This is a genomic window from Micrococcus sp. Alg238-R198 (genome assembly GCF_900537135.1).
Taxonomy (GTDB): Bacteria; Actinomycetota; Actinomycetes; order Actinomycetales; family Micrococcaceae; genus Micrococcus; species Micrococcus luteus.
Window position 1 is genome coordinate 292,721 of record NZ_UNRH01000001.1, and the last position, 19,371, is coordinate 312,091.

A 19,371-nucleotide genomic window follows, 5' to 3' on the forward strand; every position below is an offset into this window, starting at 1 on the left:
TCTGCCACAGTGGGCGCATGCACTCCCCCGATCCGCTCCTGATGACCGCGGCCGGCCGCGACGACGGCGGCACCGGCCCCGGCGCGCGCCGCCGCGCCCGCCTCGCCGCCTCCCGGCTGTACGTCTGCACCGACCTGCAGCGGTTCCTGCGCCCGGACGGCACGCTCGACACGGCCGCGTTCGCCGACTTCTGCGCGGCGGCGTTCCGCGGCGGAGTAGACGTGATCCAGGTGCGGGACAAGGCCGTGGACGTGGCGGTCGAGCTGGCCGCGTTCGCCACGCTCGTCCCGCTGGCCCGGGAGCACGGGGCGCTCTCGGCCGCCAACGACCGCGCCGACGTCGCCGCCCTGGCCGGGGTGGACGTGTTCCACACGGGCCAGACCGACCTGACCACCGCGCAGTGCCGCGCCCTGCTGGGCCCGGACGTGGTGCTCGGCCGCTCGTGCCACACCGAGGCGCAGGTGCGCGGCGCCCGCGCGGAGGACGGCCTGGACTACTTCTGCACGGGGCCGGTGTGGGCGACGCCCACGAAGCCGGGCCGGGCCGCCGTCGGACTGGAACTGCCGACCCTCGCCGCACGCCTGGACGCGGAGGACCCGGCGGGGGCGCGGCCGTGGTTCGCCATCGGCGGCGTCGACGCGGACCGGCTGCCCGAGGTCCGCGCGGCCGGGGCGGAACGGATCGTGGTGGTCCGCGCCGTGACGCAGGCCGAGGACCCCGAGGCCGCGGCCCGGACCCTGCGCGCGGGCCTGCCCGGCTGACGCGCCCCGCGGGGAGGTCACGGACGGGCCGTCCTGATGGTGTAGAGTCGACGAGTCCGCAACGCGCTCGACGCGTCGCGACCCCCGCCTCCGTAGCTCAGGGGATAGAGCGTCTGCCTCCGGAGCAGAAGGCCGCAGGTTCGAATCCTGCCGGGGGCACGAGCGAACAGAGCCGGACCCCCGTGGCGACACGGTGGTCCGGCTCTTCTGCGTTCTGCGGACCCGGACGCTCGAGCGGAGCGGGAGGTCCGGGTCACCGGCATTCGAGGCGGGAAATCGACCTCATGGGACGTCCCGAGGTGCGTATTCGCCGGATTTCCCGCCTCGAACGTGTCGAAGCCCGGAGGTCCCGCCCTCAGCCCCGCTGCGCATGACCATGGTCGACGGGCCCGTGCCACGTCGGCCGCGAGGCGTCCCCGACCGCGAGCGCCTCCCCCGCCCGCATCGCGTCGGCCAGCCACGGCTTGGCCCGCTCGAGTGCGTCCTCCCAGCTCAGGCCCGCCCCGGCCAGCGTGGCCAGGGCCGAGGAGAGGGTGCAGCCGGTGCCGTGCGAGGCGCGGGTCGTCACGCGCGGGCCGCGCACCTCGTGCACAGCCCCGTCCACGCGCACGACGGCGTCCGGCACCTCCGCCGCTGCGGCCTCGTCCAGGTGCCCGCCCTTGAGCAGGACCGTCACGTCGTGCTCGGCGGCCAGGCCCCGCGCGGCGTCGAGGGCGGCGTCCCAGTCCGTCGCGTCCCGCCCGGTCAGCCGGGCCAGCTCGGGCAGGTTGGGTGTCACCAGGTGCGCCACCCGCAGCAGCCGGGCCCACGCGGCGCGCCCGTCGTCGTCGCCCACCGCGGTGAGGGCGTCCCCGCTCGAGGCCACCATGACCGGATCCAGCACGACGACGGCGGGCCGGGTCTCCTCGAGCCAGCCGGCGACGGCCCGCATGAGCTCCACCGTGCCGAGCATGCCGATCTTCACGGCGTCCACGGCGATGTCGGCGGCGACCGAGTCGAGCTGGGCGCGCACCACGTCCACCGGCAGCGGGTGGACGGCCTGCACGCCCTGCGTGTTCTGGGCGGTGATCGCGGTGATCGCGGTCATCCCGTAGCCGCCCCACGCGGCGATGGTCTTCAGGTCGGCCTGGACACCGGCGCCGCCGCCGGAGTCGGAGCCGGCGATGCTGAGCACACGGGGGACGGCGGAGGTCATGCGGGGGCTCCTTCGGGTCGGGGCGGATCGGCCGCCCGGGCCGGGCCGATCCCGCCCATGAGAATGTAGTCGCATGTCCCACGTCACAGAGAGCTCTCCCGCGCACCCCGGCCGAGCCGAGGAGTCGGCGCCGCTGCGGCCGACCTCCCCGCTCGGGATCGCCGCCACGTTCATCGGCACCACCATCGGCGCCGGGTACGCCTCGGGCAACGAGATCCTGCAGTACTTCGTGAGCTTCGGCCTCTGGGGCGGCACGGGGGCGCTCGTGATCGCCGGCGCGCTGTTCTTCCTGCTCGCGGTGATCGTGCTGCGGCTGGCGCAGAAGCTGCGGACCACGGACATCCACCGGATCGTGAACCCCACGACGTCGCGCGTGCCCACCTGGTTCGCGGACCTGTGCATCACCACGTCCCTGCTGGGGACGCTGGTGATCATGCTGGCCGGGGCCGGGGCGGCGGTGCACACCGCGTTCGGGCTGCCCTCGCTCGTGGGCTCGCTGGTGATGGCCGCCGTCTGCGTGGTCTCGGTGCTGGCCGGCATCACGGGCCTCGTGCGCGTCCAGGCCGTGGTGGTCCCCCTGATCATCGTGGTCGCCGTCGGCGTCGCGGTGTGGGGGTTGGCGAACCCGGGGGCCGCGGTGGACGACGTCGCCGCGCTCGTGACCTCGTCCCCGCTGATCAACCAGTGGTGGCTCTCGGGCGTGCTGTACGTGGCCTTCAACATCCAGCTGGCCTACGCGGTGCTCGCCCCGATCGGCGAGGAGAGCTCCTCGTCGGGCCGCTCCCTCGTCGCCGGGGCCGGGCTCGGGGCCCTGGGCCTCGTGGTGATGGCCGGCGCGGTGATGGCCGCGATGACCGCCCACGCCCAGCTCATCGGCCGCGCCGAGCTGCCCATGGTCGAGCTGGCCGCGATGATCGGCGGCTGGGCCGCCCTGCTGTACACGGTCGTCCTGCTGCTGGCGCAGTTCACGACGGCGGTCTCGTGCCTGTACGGCGGGGTGGAGCGCATCGCCCTGCTGTCCTCGATGCGCCGCGTGCCGGGCTGGGTCATCGCCGTCGTCACGGCCCTGGCCGCCACCCTGCTCTCGAGCGTCGGCTTCTCCGACCTCGTGGGCACCGTCTACCCCGTCCTCGGCTACGCCGGCATCGTCATCATCGTGATGCTGGTCGTGACGTGGATCGTCGAGCGCACCACGGTGCGCCGCCGGGCGGCCCGCGCGGCGCGCGCCTGAGCGCCCGGCCGCATGGCCGGACGGCGGCGGTGAGGCCTCGCGGGGGACGTGCTAGGGTCGCTCGCATCCCACGGGAGCCCCACGGCACGGGGCTGAGACCGGGCTGACGCCGCCCGGAGACCGTCTGAACCTGTCCGGGTCATTCCGGCGAAGGAAGAAGGAGCCGCGGCCATGTCCGTTTCCGAGCGCACCCCCCTGCCCGCAGCCGAGTCGACGGCCGAGGTCGTCGCCGAGGAGAACTACCCCACGCACCGTCTGGGATGGCTCGAGGACGCCGAGCACGGCATCCGCGTGCCCGTCACCGAGGTCCACCAGGACGACTCCCCCGACGGCACGCCCAACGCGCCCCTGACCGTCTACCGCACCATGGGCCCGGGCTCCGTGCCCGAGCGCGGCCTGCCGGCCCAGCGCGCCGAGTGGATCCGCGCCCGCGGCGACGTCGAGGAGTACGAGGGCCGCGAGCGCGACCTGCTCGACGACGGCCGCTCGGCCGTGCGCCGCGGCGCCGCCTCACAGGAGTGGGCCGGCGAGCGCCGCCCCCCGCTGCGCGCCAAGGAGGGCGCGCGCGTCACCCAGATGCACTACGCCCGGCGCGGCGAGATCACCCCGGAGATGCGCTACGTCGCCCTGCGCGAGGGCGTGGACGTGGAGCTGGTGCGCTCCGAGGTCGCGGCCGGCCGCGCCATCATCCCGGCGAACGTGAACCACCCCGAGTCGGAGCCGATGATCATCGGCAAGGCGTTCGCCGTGAAGGTCAACGCGAACATCGGCAACTCGGCGGTGACGTCGTCGATCGCCGAGGAGGTCTCGAAGCTGCAGTGGGCCACCCGCTGGGGCGCGGACACCGTGATGGACCTGTCCACGGGCGACGACATCCACACCACCCGCGAGTGGATCCTGCGCAACTCCCCCGTGCCGATCGGCACCGTGCCGATCTACCAGGCCCTCGAGAAGGTCGGCGGCGACCACCAGGCCCTGACCTGGGAGATCTTCCGCGACACCGTGATCGAGCAGTGCGAGCAGGGCGTGGACTACATGACCGTGCACGCCGGCGTGCTGCTGCGCCACGTGCCGCTGTCCGCGGACCGCGTGACCGGCATCGTCTCCCGCGGCGGCTCGATCATGGCCGGCTGGTGCCTGGGCCACCACAAGGAGAACTTCCTCTACGAGAACTACGACGAGCTCTGCGAGATCTTCGCGCGCTACGACGTCGCGTTCTCCCTGGGCGACGGCCTGCGGCCGGGCTCCGTGGCGGACGCCAACGACGCCGCCCAGTTCGCCGAGCTCGACACGCTCGCCGAGCTGACGGAGCGGGCGTGGGCGTACGACGTCCAGGTCATGGTGGAGGGCCCCGGCCACATCCCGCTGCACCTGGTGCGGGAGAACGTGGAGCGCCAGCAGGAGCTGTGCAAGGGCGCCCCGTTCTACACGCTCGGCCCCCTCGTCACGGACATCGCCCCGGCGTACGACCACATCACCTCGGCCATCGGCGCCACCGAGATCGCCCGCTACGGCACCGCGATGCTCTGCTATGTCACGCCCAAGGAGCACCTGGGCCTGCCGGACCGGGACGACGTGAAGACGGGCGTGATCACCTACAAGATCGCCGCGCACGCCGCCGACGTCGCCAAGGGCCACCCCGGCGCCCGCGACCGCGATGACGCGCTGTCCAAGGCGCGCTTCGAGTTCCGCTGGCGCGACCAGTTCGGCCTCGGCCTGGATCCGCAGCTCGCCGAGGAGTACCACGACGAGACGCTGCCGGCCGAGCCCGCCAAGACCGCCCACTTCTGCTCGATGTGCGGGCCGAAGTTCTGCTCCATGCGCATCAGCCAGGACATCCGCAGCGAGTTCGGCGGCGCGTCCGAGCAGGCGCGGATCGCCGAGGCCGGCATGGCCGCGAAGTCCGCGGAGTTCCGGGCCGCCGGCGGGTCCGTGTACCTGCCCGAGCCGACGATCCGCACCGCCTCGGACGCCTGAGGCCGGACGCGGGGTGAGGTGGGGCGGGATGGCCCGCCCCTGCGCCACCTGACGATCGCGTCATGACCTGAGGGCCGCCACCAGGTCATGACGCGATCGCCAGGACAAGGCCCTCCGGGACGGCGAAGGCGCGGCCCCACGGACGGGGCAGTGCGCTCGGTGGTCGATCGAGTGGTGATGCCTCTTGACTCACACACACACTGGGCTCACTATTCCGTCAGGCCCCTGTGATGCGTGTCCCATTCGCCCACAGGAATTGAGTGGATGGAATATGACGTGAAAGTCGACATGACCCCGCCGGTCCGCACCCCAGGGGCGCTTCCCAGGTGAGGCATCATCCAGCCGCTCAGCTCTCCTCGGGCCAGCCGTGATGACCCGGATGCTCGTCTCGAGATTCCTCCTTCTCCTGATCACGCTCGGAACAGCAGCGCTCCTCGCGTCCTACGTCGGGGTGGAGAAGGAGGAACGCTGGCGCATGGACGGCACGGTGTACGAGATCTCGGCATTCCCCGCTGGCGAGGCCTGGCCCATGATCCGGACGTCGCTGACGGGACCGGACTCCGGCTCTGCGGCCACGTCCACGAGCCCCCACGTGACTGCCCTCGCCGGCCGACCTGCTCTGGACGTGCTCCCGGATGGCGTCGCCCCGACCGCGGTCGTCCCCAGCACCTCCCCCTTTGCCGCACGTGCCGCTGCGGGCGAACTGAGCTGGCCGGACGTCGATCGGGTCGTCGTCCGAGACCTCTCCTCCGCGCCGGATCGCGCCACCGAAGCAGACCTCCTGGTCCCGTTCCTCTCCACCGACAGTTCGTCCCTTGCCGGCGTGATCGGCGGCTCACCGGCCCAGGTCGACGAGCTCGTCCAATCGCTGCGGCGGGCCGGTGTCGTCGTCGACGTCGTCCCGCTCCCGCCGCCGTGGGAGGCAGCGATGCGACGCAGTGTCCATGTGCCCCTGCTCGCCGTGACCGTCGGCTTCGCCCTGCTGGGCGCACAGGTCGTCTGGCGCACGACCCTGCGCAGTCGACTGCTCCCTGCCGTCACCTCGCACCGCCTCGTCGGTGCCTCCCCACTGCGAGCGGCCCGGCTCGGTGTCCGGCCCGCCATGGTCGCCTGGACGACCGCCGCCGCGAGTGCCGGCGGAGTCTGGCTCGTGGCATGGCCCCGGTGGGACGCGGAGATCGGTCTCACCGGCGACACCGCTCTCCTCTGGTCCGCCGTGCTCGTCGTGGACGCCATCCTCATCCTCGGCACGACCCTGTCCACCCTCTGGGTCCGAAGGGCACACGCATGACGGCAGCCATGCGGGCCGTTGCGGACGGCCTCCGCGACCTGTTCGACACGCCCGGACTGCTGTTCCTGTCCCTGCTGCACACGACCGTGGCGTCGGTCGTGTTCGGACTGGCCCTGGGCGTCGCCGGCGGAGTGACCACGGCGCTCGAGGTGCTCGAGGACGCCGAGTCGTCGGGCCTGGTGGCAACCAGGATCCTGGACCCCGCCGTCACGACCGACCTCCACCCCCGCGCCGTCGACACCGTCTCCCGGGCGTTCGCCGCCCATGTCGACGGAGTCGACCCCCGTGCCTTCCTCGTGACGGACGCCATCGGAATCGAGGACCCCCGGCTGCAGGGGGCGGTCATCGCCACGCCTGGTCTGGCCCGGGAGTTCGGCGCCGCTGCTGCCGTCAGTCCCGCCGAGGGTGTGTACTTCGCTCCCGCCGCGATCACCTCCGGGGCACCGGGCGGCACCGTGTACGTGGGGTCCACACCCCACAGCTATGCCGGCCCACTCCCCGGGGACGCGGCCGCGCCGCGGGCCGACGGATCCCTCTGGCCCCTGGGTGAGTCGCCCGTCATCGTCACCAGCACGACGACCATGGCCGGCCTGATCGAACCGGCCCAGCTCGCGGCGGTCTACGGTTCCGTCGTGGCATGCCAGGACGCGGCCTCCGAGGTGAGAGCGGCACTCGACGTCCTCGAGGACGAGACGGGCGTGGTCGCCGAGTTGGCCCCGATCGCCTCGGCCAGGTCTCCGATCGCCCGAGAAGCCCGCGGTGCCGCGCTCATGGTCACCGCCTACACCGCCGGGCTTGCCAGCGCCGTCGTGACGGTGGTGAGCCTCCTGACGACCATGACCCGTCGACTCACGCCCACGTGGCTGGCGCACCTGACGGTCGGGGCGCCCAGACGACTGATCCGGCTCCGGATCGCCACATCCGTGGCCGCGGTATGGGGCATTCCGGCCGTGCTCGGATCGTTGCTCGGCCTCGGCATCGCCTCGGAAGCGGGCGGACTGCGTCCGGCGCCTGCCGTCGTCGTGGTCGGGCTGGCGGTCGTCTTGGCGATCGCCGCTGCGTGCACCCGTCATCCCCTCCGCCAGCTGCACCGGGCCGTCCGCACGGCGGCACTCGTCGAAAGGACCGTGTGATGTCCCTGCTCACCGTGCACGACGTACACCGCTCCTACCGCGGCCCCGCCGGGGATGTCCCCGTGCTCCGCGGCGTCTCGCTCCAGGTCCCCGGGGGCGGCGTCCACGCGATCATGGGACCCTCCGGGTCCGGCAAGTCGACCCTGCTGCGGCTCCTCGCCTGCCTTGACACACCGGACGCCGGGAGCATCCGTGTGGCCGGGCGGAGCCTGCCGGCACCGTGGTCGTCCGACGGCGACGCCTACCGGAACCGGACGTGCGGCATCGTGCTCCAGGACCATCTGCTCATCGATCGGGCGACCGCCGTGGACAACGCGGCCCTGCCGCTGCTCTACGCGCGGCCGCGCACCTCGAAGCGGGAGCGCCGCACCATGGCCGCCGAGCTTCTGACGCGCCTCGGGCTCGGAGACCGTCTCCACCACCCCGTCGGCCGGCTCTCCGGCGGCGAGCGCCAGCGCGTGGCCATCGCCCGGGCCGTGATCATGGGGCCCTCCCTGCTGCTCGCCGACGAGCCGACGGGCGCCCTGGACGAGGAGCGCACCGACGAGGTGATGGGGCTCTTCCGCTCCATGTCCCAGCCGGAGCGGGCGATCGTGGTCGTCACGCACGACCCCGCCGTGGCGGCCCGGTGCGACCACACGTGGCGGCTGCGGGCCGGGCGGCTCGAGTGACGAGGTCCGGCCGTGCCTCCTGCACAGGTGTCCGCAGACGGCGTGGCGTCCCCGGGCGTCGCGTTCCGGTTCCGGATGTCCGGGGCCGCTCCTAGGCTCGGATGCATGAGCGCGCACCACGCCGACGACGGCCTCCCCGCCCCCGTCTCCACCCTCGCCGAGGATCCACCGGCCGACGGGCGACAGGCGCCGCCGAGTGGCGTCGTCGTGGGTGAGGACGGGCGGGCCCGCCCGCCGTGGGCGGCACGGGATCCGCTGCTGCGGGAGTACTACGACACGGAGTGGGGCCTGCCCGTCACGGACGAGCGGGGCCTGTTCGAGCGCCTCGTCCTCGAGGCGTTCCAGTCGGGCCTGAGCTGGCGGACCGTCCTGGCCAAGCGGCCCCGGTTCCGGGAGGTGTTCGCGGGCTTCGACGCGGACGCCGTCGCGGCGTTCGGGGACGCGGAGGTCGAGGCGCTGCTGGCGGACCCCGGCATCATCCGGAACCGGCGCAAGATCGAGGCGGCGATCGCGAACGCGCAGGCCGTCGTCGGGATGCGCGGCGAGCGGTTCACCCCGCTGCACCCGGGCTCCCCCGGCGCGGGCCCCGCCTGGCACGGCGACGGCGACCGGCCGGCCCGCGGTCTGGCGGGGCTGGTCTGGGCGCACCAGCCTGCCGCGACCCCACGGCCGGAGACGGTGGCGCAGGTCCCCTCGGCCTCGGAGGAGTCGCGCGCGCTCGCGAGGGCGCTGAAGGCGCACGGCTGCCGATTCGTGGGGCCGACCACGTGCTTCGCCCTGATGGAGGCCGCCGGGGTCGTGGACACCCACCTTCTCGGCTCGTGGCGAAGAGGGGCGTCCGGGATCTGGGAGTGAGCGGGGGCCTCCGGCAGGATGGGGAGCTCAACGCAGGACGTCCACACGAAAGGGTGACGACTGATGACCACCACCTCCGCCTCTCAGGGCTACCGCACGATCAACCCGGCCACCGGGGAGCTGCTGAAGTCCTTCGACAACGCCACGGATCAGCAGATCGCCGACGCCCTCGACGCCTCGCAGGCCGCCTACGAGCAGTGGTCCCGGAAGTCGGTGGCCGAGCGCGCCGCCGTCGTGAAGCGGATCTCCGAGCTGCTGGCCGAGCGCTCCAAGGACATCGCCGCGCTGATCACCACGGAGATGGGCAAGTCCCTCGGCGCGGCAGTCGGCGAGGTGCGCTACGGCGCCCAGATCTTCGGGTACTACGCGGACGAGGCCGAGGAGCTGCTCGCGGACCAGCCGATCAAGCAGTTCTCCGGGCAGGAGGCGTTCATCCAGCGGCTGCCGCTCGGCCCGCTGCTGGGGATCATGCCGTGGAACTTCCCGGTGTACCAGGTGGCCCGTTTCGTGGCGCCGAACCTCGTGCTGGGCAACACCATCCTGCTCAAGCACGCCGAGATCAACCCGCAGGTGGCGCAGCTGCTGGAAGAGCTCTTCACCGAAGCCGGGCTCCCGGAGGGCGTGTACCAGAACGTGTTCGCCACCCACGACCAGATCTCCACGATCATCGCCGATCCGCGCGTGCAGGGCGTGTCCCTCACCGGTTCGGAGCGGGCCGGCGCCACCGTCGCCGAGCAGGCCGGCCGGCACCTCAAGAAGGTCGTGCTCGAGCTCGGCGGCTCCGATCCGTACATCGTGCTCTCCGCGCCGGACGCCCGCGCCGCCGCCCGCGACGCACTGGCCACCCGGATGGGCAACTGGGGCCAGGCCTGCAACTCGAACAAGCGCATGATCGTCATGGAGGACCTCTACGACGACTTCGTGGACGAGCTGGTCCAGCGCTCCTCGGAGATGAAGCCCGGCGACCCGACCTCGCGCGACGCCGACGTCTACGGCCCGCTGTCCTCCGAGTCTGCGGCCGACGGGCTCGCCGAGCAGATCGCCGCGGCCAAGGAGGCCGGCGCCACCGTCCACGTGGGCGGCGAGCGCGTCTCCGGCCCCGAGGGCGAGGGCTTCTACGTCTCCCCGGCCGTGATCACGGACGTGGACCAGGAGAACCCCGCCTACACGCAGGAGCTGTTCGGCATGGCCTCCGTGGTCTACAAGGTGTCCTCGGCCGAGGAGGCCGTGGCCCTGGCCAACGACTCCCAGTACGGTCTCGGCGGCGCCGTGTTCTCCACGGACCTGGACGAGGCCAAGCGCGTGGCCGACCAGCTCGAGGTGGGCATGGCGAACGTGAACCTCGCCTCCGCCGCCGGCGCGAACCTGCCCTTCGGCGGCGTGAAGCGCTCGGGCTTCGGCCGCGAGCTCGGCCCCATGGCCGTGGACGAGTTCGCCAACAAGCGCCTCTACGCGGTGCAGGGCCCGCTGGAGGGCTGACCCCGGGCCGGGTCGGCCGGACGGGTCTCCCGCTCCGGCCGCCCCGTCGGCCGCCTGAGGCACGCAGAGTGGTCACGACATGCCGTCACCGGAGTCCGGTGGCGGCATGTCGTGACCACTCTGTTCGTTCGGGCCTGCTCGTCGGCCCCTCAGCCGCGCAGCGGGACGGTCGCCAGCACCTCGTGCAGCGGCCCGCCGGAGCGGCCCTCGCCGAGCCGGGACGCCACGACCTCGACCTCGTCGGCGGTCCACTGCGGCCCGCGGTACACCGTGAGCGCGTGCACGGCCTCGGCCAGCAGGACGGTGGCCGGTGCCGGCGGACGGGGCTCGCCCCGCCTCCGACCCCGAGGTCGGGGCGCGGCCCCCGAGACCCGCGCCACGGTGAGATGGGCACGCCGGCGGTCCTGGCCGTCGTCGTCGGCTAGCCAGGGCTCCGCCAGAAGCGCGCCGAGTTCCCGGACCTGCCCGCCCACCCCCACCCAGAGCGTGCGGTGGGAGAACTCCCCCGCTCCGGCCAGGTGCAGGTCCAGCGGGCCATGTCCCGCCGCGATGCGGCCGGCGTCGGCGACGACGTCGTCCACGGCGCCGGCGGGCACCTCCGGGTGGAACGCCAGCGTCAGGTGCCGCTGCTCCGGCTCGGTCCAGCGCAGCGCGCGTCCGGCCCGGTCCCGGACGCCGTCGAGGGCCGGCTCGAGGTGGTCGAGCACGGCCCTCGGCGGACGGATCGCGAGGAAGAGCCTCACGCCTGCGCGCGCGGATCCGTGGCGGCTGCGGTCGAGCCCCCGGCGGCGTCGCGCGTCATGGCGGCCGGGGCCACGTCCGGGTGCGGCTCGCGGCCGGCCACGATGTCGATCGCGCCGGTGAACTCGGCGTCGATCCGCCGCTGCACCCGGCGCGAGCGCTGGGTCACGAGGGACACCACCACACCCACCACGAAGGCGGCGACGAAGCCCGGCAGCAGCTCGTACAGGCCGAACCACTCCCACGTCTCGGCACTGGCCTCGGACCACACCCAGGCGACGGCGGCGCCGGTGACCATGGCGGCCATCGCCCCCCACGAGGTGAACCGCGGCCAGTACAGGGCGAGCAGGATCACGGGGCCGAAGGCGGCGCCGAAGCCGGCCCACGCGAAGGAGACGAGCTCGAGCACGGAGGAGTCCGGGTTGAGGGCGAGCAGACCCGCCACGAGCGCCACCACCAGCACGCCGATGCGGCCGAGCCACAGGGTGAACGTCGGGGAACCGGTGCGCCCGCGCAGCATGTAGAGGTCCTCCACCAGGGCGGAGGAGCACACGATCAGCTGTGAGGAGAGCGTGGACATGATCGCGGCGAGGACGGCGGCCAGCACCAGGCCGGCCACGAACGGGTGGAACATGATCGAGGCCAGCACCAGGAACACGGTCTCCGGGTCCTCGAGCGTGGTGCCGGGGTTGGCCTGGAAGTAGGCGATGCCGACGAGGGCGACCATCACGGCGCCGAACACGGACAGCGCCATCCAGCCAATGCCGACGCGCCGGGCGACGGCCGCGTCGTGCGGGGTGCGCAGGGCCATGAAGCGGACGATGATGTGCGGCTGGCCGAAGTAGCCCAGGCCCCAGGCAAGGGAGGACAGGACGCCGATCAGCGTTGCGTTCTCGAACATCGAGAAGTGGTTCACTCCGCCGCCGGCGGCGTCGGCGGCGCGGATGCCCTCGACGACGGCGTCCCAGCCGCCCATGGTCAGGATCACGACGATGGGGACGGCCAGCAGGGAGAGGAACATGAGGATGCCCTGGGCCACGTCCGTCAGCGAGGCGCCGAGGAAGCCGCCGAACAGGGTGTAGAGCACCGTGATGCCCGCGACCACGAGCATGCCGGTGAGGTAGTTGATGCTGATGCCCTGGGCGTAGAAGGAGTCGGGGCCGAAGGTGGACTCGACGAACTTGCCGCCGGCCACCATGCCCGAGGACACGTAGAAGGTGAAGAACACGAGGATGATCAGGCCGGCCACGATCCGCAGGATGTGCGTGCGGTCCTTGAATCGGTTCTCGAGGAAGGACGGGATCGTGATCGAGTTCCCGGCCACCTCGGTGTAGGAGCGCAGGCGGGGGGCGACCACGCGCCAGTTCACCCACGCGCCCACGGTCAGGCCGACCGCCATCCAGCCCTCGACCAGGCCCGCGGCGTAGATCGCGCCGGGCAGGCCCATCAGGAGCCAGCCGGACATGTCGGACGCACCCGCGGAGAGCGCCGCGACGGACGGCTTCATGTCGCGTCCTGCGAGCATGTAGTCGTCGAGGTCGGTGTTCTTGCGGGAGGCGTACAGGCCGATCGCGATCATCGCGAGGAAATAGAGGCCGATCGCCGCCAACAGGAAGACGGTGTTCGTGTCCATGGGCTCCAGAGAATCACATCCGGACTCTCAGCCCCAGTCCCAGGTCCGTCCCAGATTCGCCCCGTCCGGGTCGGCCCGGGCCCCCGCGCGCCTAGGATGGAGGCCGTCATGACGCAGACTCCCCCGCCCTCCACGCCCGCCGCGCAGCCGTCGGCGACGCCCCACGACGCCGTCGCGATCACGTTCCCCGAACACCTGCCGGTGGCGGAGCGCCGTGAGGAGATCATGGCCGCGATCCGCGACCACCAGGTGGTGATCGTCGCGGGTGAGACCGGTTCGGGCAAGACCACGCAGCTGCCGAAGATGTGCCTGGCCCTCGGGCTCGGGGAGGCCGGCTCGATCGGCCACACCCAGCCCCGGCGCATCGCCGCCCGCTCGGTGGCCGAGCGCATCGCGCAGGAGCTGGGCGAGGAGATCGGGCAGACGGTCGGCTACCAGGTCCGCTTCACGGCGCAGACCTCGAAGGCCACCCGGGTCAAGGTCATGACGGACGGCATCCTGCTGGCCGAGATCCCCCACGATCCGCAGCTGCGCCGCTACTCCGTGATCATCGTGGACGAGGCCCACGAGCGCAGCCTCAACATCGACTTCCTCCTGGGCTACCTGCGCAACCTGCTGCCCCAGCGCCCGGACCTGAAGGTGATCATCACCTCGGCCACCATCGACCCGGAGCGCTTCGCCCGGCACTTCGGCCGGCCGCTGGCCGAGGGCGAGGACCATGCGGACGCGGTGGAGGCCGACGACGGCGGCCGCGTGGTCCCGGCGCCGATCATCGAGGTCTCGGGGCGCACCTACCCCGTCGAGATCCGCTACCGGCCGCTGACCGACGAGCCCTCCCCCGACGACCCCGAGGACGATGCGGACGACGCCGCCGAGACCCGCGACCCCCTCGACGCGATCGGCGACGCCGTCCTCGAGCTGGCCGCCGAGCCGCCGGGCGACATCCTCGTGTTCCTGCCGGGCGAGCGGGAGATCCGCGAGGCCGCGGACCACCTGACCGGCGTCGTCGCCGGCACCACGCGCCTGGCCGGCACGGAGATCCTGCCGCTGTTCGGCCGCCTGTCCATGGCGGAGCAGCACCGCGTGTTCGGCCGCGCCGGGGCCGGGGTGCGCCGGCGGATCGTGCTGGCCACGAACGTCGCCGAGACCTCCCTGACCGTGCCGGGCATCAAGTACGTGATCGACACGGGCACCGCGCGCATCTCGCGGTACTCGCACCGCACCAAGGTGCAGCGCCTGCCGATCGAGCGTGTCTCCCAGGCCAGCGCGAACCAGCGCGCGGGCCGGTCCGGCCGCACCTCGGACGGCATCGCGATCCGCCTGTACTCGGAGGAGGACTACCTCTCCCGCCCCGAGTTCACGGACCCGGAGATCCTGCGCACCTCCCTGGCCTCGGTGATCCTGCAGATGCTGTCCCTCGGTGTGGCCCGCACCCCGGGCGACGTCAAGGAGTTCCCCTTCGTCCAGCCCCCGGACGGCCGACAGGTCACCGACGGCGCCACCACGCTCACCGAGCTCGGCGCGCTCGAGGCCGGCGGCGCCCGCGCCGGCACCATCACCCGGGTCGGACGCCGCCTGGCCCGTCTGCCCGTTGACCCGCGGCTGGGCCGCATGATCCTCGAGGCCGGTGAACGCGGCTGCGTCCGGGAGGTCATGGTGATCGCCGCGGCCCTGACCATCCAGGACCCCCGCGAGCGCCCCACGGAGCAGCGCGAGGCCGCGGACGAGCTGCACCGCCGGTTCGCGGACGAGAACTCGGACTTCTCCGCGATCCTGAACCTCTGGGCCTACCTGCACGAGCGGCAGAAGGAGCTCTCCGGCTCCCAGTTCCGCAAGCTGTGCCGCCGTGAGCACATCAACTGGCTGCGCGTGCAGGAGTGGCAGGACCTGGTGCGCCAGCTGCGCCAGCTCGCCAAGGACGTGGGCCTCACCGTCGAGGCCGGACCCGTGGACCCGGTCGGCCGGCACGAGGCCGTGCACAAGTCCCTGCTCACCGGCCTGCTCTCGCAGATCGGCGCCTACGACGAGCGCCGTCGCGAGTACGTGGGCGCCCGCGGCACCCGCTTCGCCGTGTTCCCCGGCTCCGCCCTGTTCAAGAAGCGCCACCCGTTCGTCATGGCCGCCGAGCTCGTGGAGACCTCCCGGCTGTGGGCGCGCACGGTGGCCCGGATCGAGCCGGAGTGGGCCGAGGAGGTCGCCGGCCACCTCGTCAAGCGGACCTACAACGAGCCGCACTGGTCGCGGCGGGCGGGTTCCGTCGTCGCGCGCGAGAAGGTGACGCTGTTCGGCGTCACCCTGATCCCGGACCGCTCGGTCCGGTACGGCCGGATCGACCCGGAGCTCTCCCGCGAGCTGTTCATCCGGCACGCCCTCGTGGAGGGCGACTGGCGCACGCGTCACCGGTTCTTCGCCCGCAACCGGGCTGCGCTCGAGGAGGTCGACGCCCTCGAGACGCGCCTGCGCCGCCGCGACCTGCGGATCGGGGACGAGGACCTGTTCGCCTTCTACGACGCGCGGATCCCGGGAAACGTCGTCTCCGAGCGGCACTTCGACGCGTGGTGGAAGAAGGCGCGCCAGGATCAGCCGGACCTGCTGGACCTCGACGTCGCCGCCCTGCTCACCGCCGACGCCGAGGACCTGGACACCGACGCGTTCCCCACCACGTTCACGTATCCGATGCCCGGCGGCGACGTGGAGCTCGACCTCGAGTACACGTTCGACCCGACCGGCGCGGCCGGCACCGACGGCGTGACCGTGGCCGTGCCGATCCTGCTGCTCAACCAGGTCTCCCCCGGCCCCTTCGCGTGGCTGGTCCCCGGCCTGCGGGTCGAGCTCGTCACCGCCCTCATCAAGGCGTTGCCCAAGGCCGTGCGCAAGAACCTCGTGCCCGCCCCGGACGTGGCCCAGCAGCTCGTCGCGGACCTCGAGGCCCACGCCGACCCGCTGCGGGACGAGCTGCCGGACGCGCTGTCCGCGGCCGTGCGCCGGGTGCGCGGCGTGGTGGTGGAGCCCGGACTGTGGGCCCTGGACGCGGTGCCCCTGCACCTGCGGATGGACTACCGCGTCGTGGACGCCCGCGGCGCCGTGATGGGCGCCGGCCAGGACCTGCCCGCGCTGCAGGCCCGGCTCGCGCAGGCCAACCGCTCCGCGATCGCCGCCCGGCTCGCCGGCACCGACGACCCCGCCTCGGCCCGGCCGGGGCCGCGCGGCACGGGCCGCGGCGGCCGGGCCCAGACCGACGCGCGGGCCGGGGCCGAGGGACGCCGTCGCCCGGAGGGCCCGGGGCGGTCCGACGCGACGCCGGCCTTCGAGGAGCGGCACGGGTTGACCTCGTGGAGCATCGGCACGGTGCCGAAGACCGTCTCCACCGCGGCCGGGGCGCGCGGCCCCGCCATCACGGGCTACCCGAGCCTGGTGCACGAGACCACGCCCGACGGCGGCCCCGCGGCCGGCCTGACCGTGGCCCGGTCCGCGGACGACCAGGCGGCCTGGCACCGGGCCGGGGTGATCCGGCTGCTGCTGGCCACCCTGCCCAGCCCCCAGCGCTACGTGCTGGACCACCTGGACAACAGGGAGAAGCTCACCTTCACCCAGAACCCGCACGGCTCGGTGGACTCCCTCGTCGCGGACTGCACCCAGGCCGCCGTGGACCGTCTCGTCGGGGACGAGCTGCCGTTCGACGAGGCCGCGTTCCGCGCCCTGTTCGACCGGGTGCGGGCCGACCTGATCGACACGGTCTTCGCCGTCACGTCCCTGGTGGAGCAGGTGCTCTCCCGGGCCGCGCAGGTGCGACGCCGGCTCAAGGGCTCGGTCTCGCTCGCCCTCGCGCCGGCGCTGTCGGACGTGAAGGCACACCTCGAGCAGCTCGTGTTCCCCGGCTTCGTGGCCACCACGGGCTGGGAGCGGCTGCAGCACCTGCCGCGCTACCTGCAGGGCATGCTGACGCGCCTGGACCGGTTGGACGCCGGCGGCCACCTGCAGCGCGACGGGCAGCACATGGCGGTGGTGCAGGGGCTCGAGGACGAGTTCGACGCCGCCGTCGCGGCCCACCGCGCCCGGTTCGCGGGCACGCCCGTGCCCGCGGAGCTGGAGCGGGTGCGCTGGCTCATCGAGGAGCTGCGCGTCTCGTTCTTCGCCCAGGAGCTGGGCACGGCGGTCTCGGTCTCCGAGAAGCGGGTGCGTCAGGCGCTCGCCCGGGCCACGCGCGCCTGAGTCGGGCCCGGGCGGCGCGGGCCGTCAGTCCTGCGGGACGACCTCGCCGTGGCCCAGGTCCCGCAGGGCCGCGCGGAGGCGGGCGGCGGCGTCGTCCAGGTCCGCCGGATCGGGGGCGTTGTCCACGCGAGCCAGGTCGAAGTCGGCGAGCGAGGTGGAGGGCCACACATGCACGTGCAGGTGCGGGATCTCATAGCCGGCGATCATGAGCCCGGCCCGGCGGGCGGAGAACGCCGCCACCTGCGCCTTGCCGATCTGCTGGGCGACCGTCGTCAGGTGCGTGACCAGCGCCGGGTCGACCTCCACCCATTCGTCCACCTCCTCACGGGGCACCACGAGCGTGTGCCCCGGCTGGAGCGGCGCGGCGGACAGGAACGCGACGCACGTCGGGTCCTGCCACACGAAGCGGGCGGGCAGCTCGCCGGCGATGATCCTGCTGAAGACGGTGGCCATGGGGGGTCCTCCTGGGGGTCGGCGGGGCGGGGCCCCGGGGCTCGTCAGTCCCGGCCGGACGCGCCGTCGGGCTCGGGGCCGACCGCGACGGCGTTGGACGGGTCCTGGACCCATGCTGACCACGAACCCGGGTAGAGCGCCACTCCGGGTCGCCCCGCGACGGCCAGGGTGAGCACGGCGTGCGCCGCGGTGATGCCCGAGCCGCAGTACACGGCCACGGGAGTGGCGTCGTCCACGCCGACGGCGTCGAACCGCTCCGCCAGCTCCGCGGCGGGCCGCAGGCGGCCGTCCTCGGCGATGCTCTCCGCCGTGGGCACGTTCCGCGCCCCGGGGATGTGACCGGCCACGGGGTCGAAGGGCTCGACCTCCCCGCGGTAGCGCTCGGCCGCCCGCGCGTCGAGGAGCAGACCGCCGGAGGCCATCGCCTCGGCCCCGGCCGTGTCCACGACGGGCATGCGGCCCCACGACGGCCGGGCGGTGCCGGGCACCGGGATGACCTCACCGGGCTGCAGGGGCAGGCCCGCGGCGCGCCACGCCTCGAGGCCGCCGTCCAGGAGCATGGAGTCCCGCAGCCCCGCGTGGCGCAGCAGCCACCAAGCGCGCGCGGCGGACAGGCCGTGGTCGTCGTCGTAGACCACGATGGTGTCGCCCTCGTCGATCCCCCACATCCGCACGGTCTCCGCGAACTGGCGCGCGTCCGGCAGGGGGTGGCGCCCCGCCGCCGGACCGGCGTGGCCGGCGAGCTGGCTGGGCAGGGAGACGTAGACGGCGCCCGGCAGGTGGCCCTGGAGGTAGGCGGCGTGGTCGGGCCCGCCCGCCGTGGCCCGGAACCGGACGTCGAGCAGGATCACCCGGTTCGGGCGACATCGGCCCGGCTGGGCGTAGGCCGGGCCCTCGGGCACCGGCGGCAGGTCCTCGACGGGGGCCAGGCCGAGCCAGCCGGCCAGCACGTCCACCGTCACCAGGGTGGGCGGCTCGGCGGCCTCGGGGTCGACGCCGTCGGTGTCCGCGTCCGGGTCGCCGCCGGCGTCATGGGCCGAGGACGGGGCCGCCGTGGGCGCCGGGACGACGCGGCCCTGCCCCTCGTCGACGACGATCAGCGGGTCGGGTCGATCGGGGGCGGCACCGTCGCGGTCCAGGACAGGGGATGGGTCCGGGCTTTCGCTGTGCACCCGGACACCCTACTCCACGCCCCCTTCGGCGCCGCTGATAACCTGGAGGATGGCCGCGCGGACCTGTTCCGGACCGCGCGGAGGAGGCGGCAGCCGCCGCAGAAGGAGTCGTGAGCACCGTGAGCGCCCCCCAGCCCGGCCCCCGCGTCGCCCGTCCCCGGGCGACCCGGCAGAAGGCCGCCGTCGACCGAGCCCTGGACCGCATCCCGGACTTCGTGAGCGCGCAGGAGCTCCATGCCCGCCTCCAGGACCAGGGCGAACGCGTCTCGCTGGCCACCGTGTACCGGACCCTGCAGCAGCAGCTCGACGACGGGCTCGTTGACATGCTCCGCCGCGACGACGGCGAGACCGTGTACCGCCGGTGCGAGGACGAGGGCCACCATCACCACCTGGTGTGTCGGATCTGCTGGACCACCGTCGAGGTCACCGCCCCCCACGTCGAGGCGTGGGCCACCGCCGTCGCCGCGGAGCACGGCTTCACGGACGCGGACCACACGGTGGAGATCACCGGTGTGTGCGCCCGCTGCCGGGCGGAGGGGCGCACCCGCGCGGCCTGACCCCGGGCCG

Annotated in this window: 15 protein-coding genes, 1 tRNA gene and 1 riboswitch; of the genes, 11 read left to right on the forward strand and 5 right to left on the reverse strand. The window is 73.5% G+C overall.

Features of this window, described 5'->3' with window-relative positions:
• The first annotated feature begins 17 nt into the window (after positions 1-17).
• A complete protein-coding gene (thiE, locus tag G6R13_RS01325; protein WP_036316591.1) occupies positions 18-761 on the forward strand; it encodes a thiamine phosphate synthase in 744 nt (247 codons plus the stop codon).
• A gap of 86 nt (positions 762-847) precedes the next feature.
• Positions 848-920, forward strand: a tRNA-Arg gene (locus G6R13_RS01330).
• Positions 921-1,116: 196 nt separating this feature from the next.
• On the opposite strand, the gene thiD is transcribed toward G6R13_RS01330, so the two are convergent.
• A complete protein-coding gene (gene thiD, locus G6R13_RS01335) occupies positions 1,117-1,956 on the reverse strand; it encodes a bifunctional hydroxymethylpyrimidine kinase/phosphomethylpyrimidine kinase (protein WP_159833021.1) in 840 nt (279 codons plus the stop codon).
• A 73-nt stretch (positions 1,957-2,029) separates the two neighbouring features.
• Between thiD and G6R13_RS01340 the strand changes: the two genes are divergently transcribed.
• From G6R13_RS01340 to G6R13_RS01370, 7 genes are all read left to right on the forward strand, one after another.
• The gene (locus G6R13_RS01340) at positions 2,030-3,187 is read left to right on the forward strand and encodes a hypothetical protein (protein WP_098093179.1); all 1,158 of its coding nucleotides are present in this window, start codon (positions 2,030-2,032) and stop codon (positions 3,185-3,187) included.
• 60 nt (positions 3,188-3,247) lie between these two features.
• A riboswitch (TPP riboswitch) is annotated at positions 3,248-3,362 on the forward strand.
• Complete coding sequence (gene thiC / locus G6R13_RS01345; RefSeq protein WP_036341386.1) at positions 3,359-5,164, forward strand: phosphomethylpyrimidine synthase ThiC; 1,806 nt, start codon at positions 3,359-3,361, stop codon at positions 5,162-5,164. (Overlaps the previous riboswitch by 4 nt.)
• Before the next feature lie 370 nt (positions 5,165-5,534).
• Positions 5,535-6,455, forward strand: a complete 921-nt coding sequence (locus tag G6R13_RS01350; RefSeq protein ID WP_159833019.1) for a hypothetical protein — start codon at positions 5,535-5,537, stop codon at positions 6,453-6,455.
• On the forward strand, positions 6,452-7,588 hold the full coding sequence (locus tag G6R13_RS01355; RefSeq protein ID WP_236557130.1) for a hypothetical protein: 1,137 nt from the start codon (positions 6,452-6,454) through the stop codon (positions 7,586-7,588). Before G6R13_RS01350 ends, G6R13_RS01355 begins: the two co-directional genes overlap by 4 nt.
• Positions 7,588-8,259 carry an ABC transporter ATP-binding protein gene (locus tag G6R13_RS01360; protein WP_101965573.1) on the forward strand — a complete coding sequence of 224 codons (672 nt, stop codon included), beginning with the start codon at positions 7,588-7,590 and terminating at the stop codon, positions 8,257-8,259. Before G6R13_RS01355 ends, G6R13_RS01360 begins: the two co-directional genes overlap by 1 nt.
• Before the next feature lie 105 nt (positions 8,260-8,364).
• Positions 8,365-9,114, forward strand: a complete 750-nt coding sequence (locus tag G6R13_RS01365) for a DNA-3-methyladenine glycosylase I (protein WP_020624982.1) — start codon at positions 8,365-8,367, stop codon at positions 9,112-9,114.
• A gap of 63 nt (positions 9,115-9,177) precedes the next feature.
• Entirely contained in the window at positions 9,178-10,593 is a 1,416-nt protein-coding gene (locus G6R13_RS01370; RefSeq protein ID WP_144826045.1) for an NAD-dependent succinate-semialdehyde dehydrogenase, read from the forward strand.
• A gap of 149 nt (positions 10,594-10,742) precedes the next feature.
• On the opposite strand, the gene thpR is transcribed toward G6R13_RS01370, so the two are convergent.
• On the reverse strand, positions 10,743-11,336 hold the full coding sequence (gene thpR / locus G6R13_RS01375) for an RNA 2',3'-cyclic phosphodiesterase (RefSeq protein WP_163720906.1): 594 nt from the start codon (positions 11,334-11,336) through the stop codon (positions 10,743-10,745).
• The gene (gene putP, locus G6R13_RS01380) at positions 11,333-12,967 is read right to left on the reverse strand and encodes a sodium/proline symporter PutP (protein ID WP_036341398.1); all 1,635 of its coding nucleotides are present in this window, start codon (positions 12,965-12,967) and stop codon (positions 11,333-11,335) included. The genes thpR and putP overlap by 4 nt, the downstream gene beginning before the upstream one ends.
• A gap of 108 nt (positions 12,968-13,075) precedes the next feature.
• On the opposite strand from putP, the gene hrpA reads away from it, so the two are divergent.
• Entirely contained in the window at positions 13,076-17,179 is a 4,104-nt protein-coding gene (gene hrpA, locus G6R13_RS01385; RefSeq protein ID WP_163720908.1) for an ATP-dependent RNA helicase HrpA, read from the forward strand.
• 24 nt (positions 17,180-17,203) lie between these two features.
• Here hrpA and G6R13_RS01390 read toward each other — a convergent pair whose 3' ends face one another.
• Both G6R13_RS01390 and G6R13_RS01395 read right to left on the reverse strand, forming a co-directional pair.
• Positions 17,204-17,632: an HIT family protein gene (locus G6R13_RS01390; protein WP_044659226.1), complete on the reverse strand. Its 429-nt coding sequence runs from the start codon at positions 17,630-17,632 to the stop codon at positions 17,204-17,206.
• Positions 17,633-17,676: 44 nt separating this feature from the next.
• On the reverse strand, positions 17,677-18,804 hold the full coding sequence (locus G6R13_RS01395) for a sulfurtransferase (RefSeq protein WP_163720910.1): 1,128 nt from the start codon (positions 18,802-18,804) through the stop codon (positions 17,677-17,679).
• A 110-nt stretch (positions 18,805-18,914) separates the two neighbouring features.
• On the opposite strand from G6R13_RS01395, the gene G6R13_RS01400 reads away from it, so the two are divergent.
• On the forward strand, positions 18,915-19,361 hold the full coding sequence (locus G6R13_RS01400) for a Fur family transcriptional regulator (protein WP_049160055.1): 447 nt from the start codon (positions 18,915-18,917) through the stop codon (positions 19,359-19,361).
• Positions 19,362-19,371: the final 10 nt, after the last annotated feature.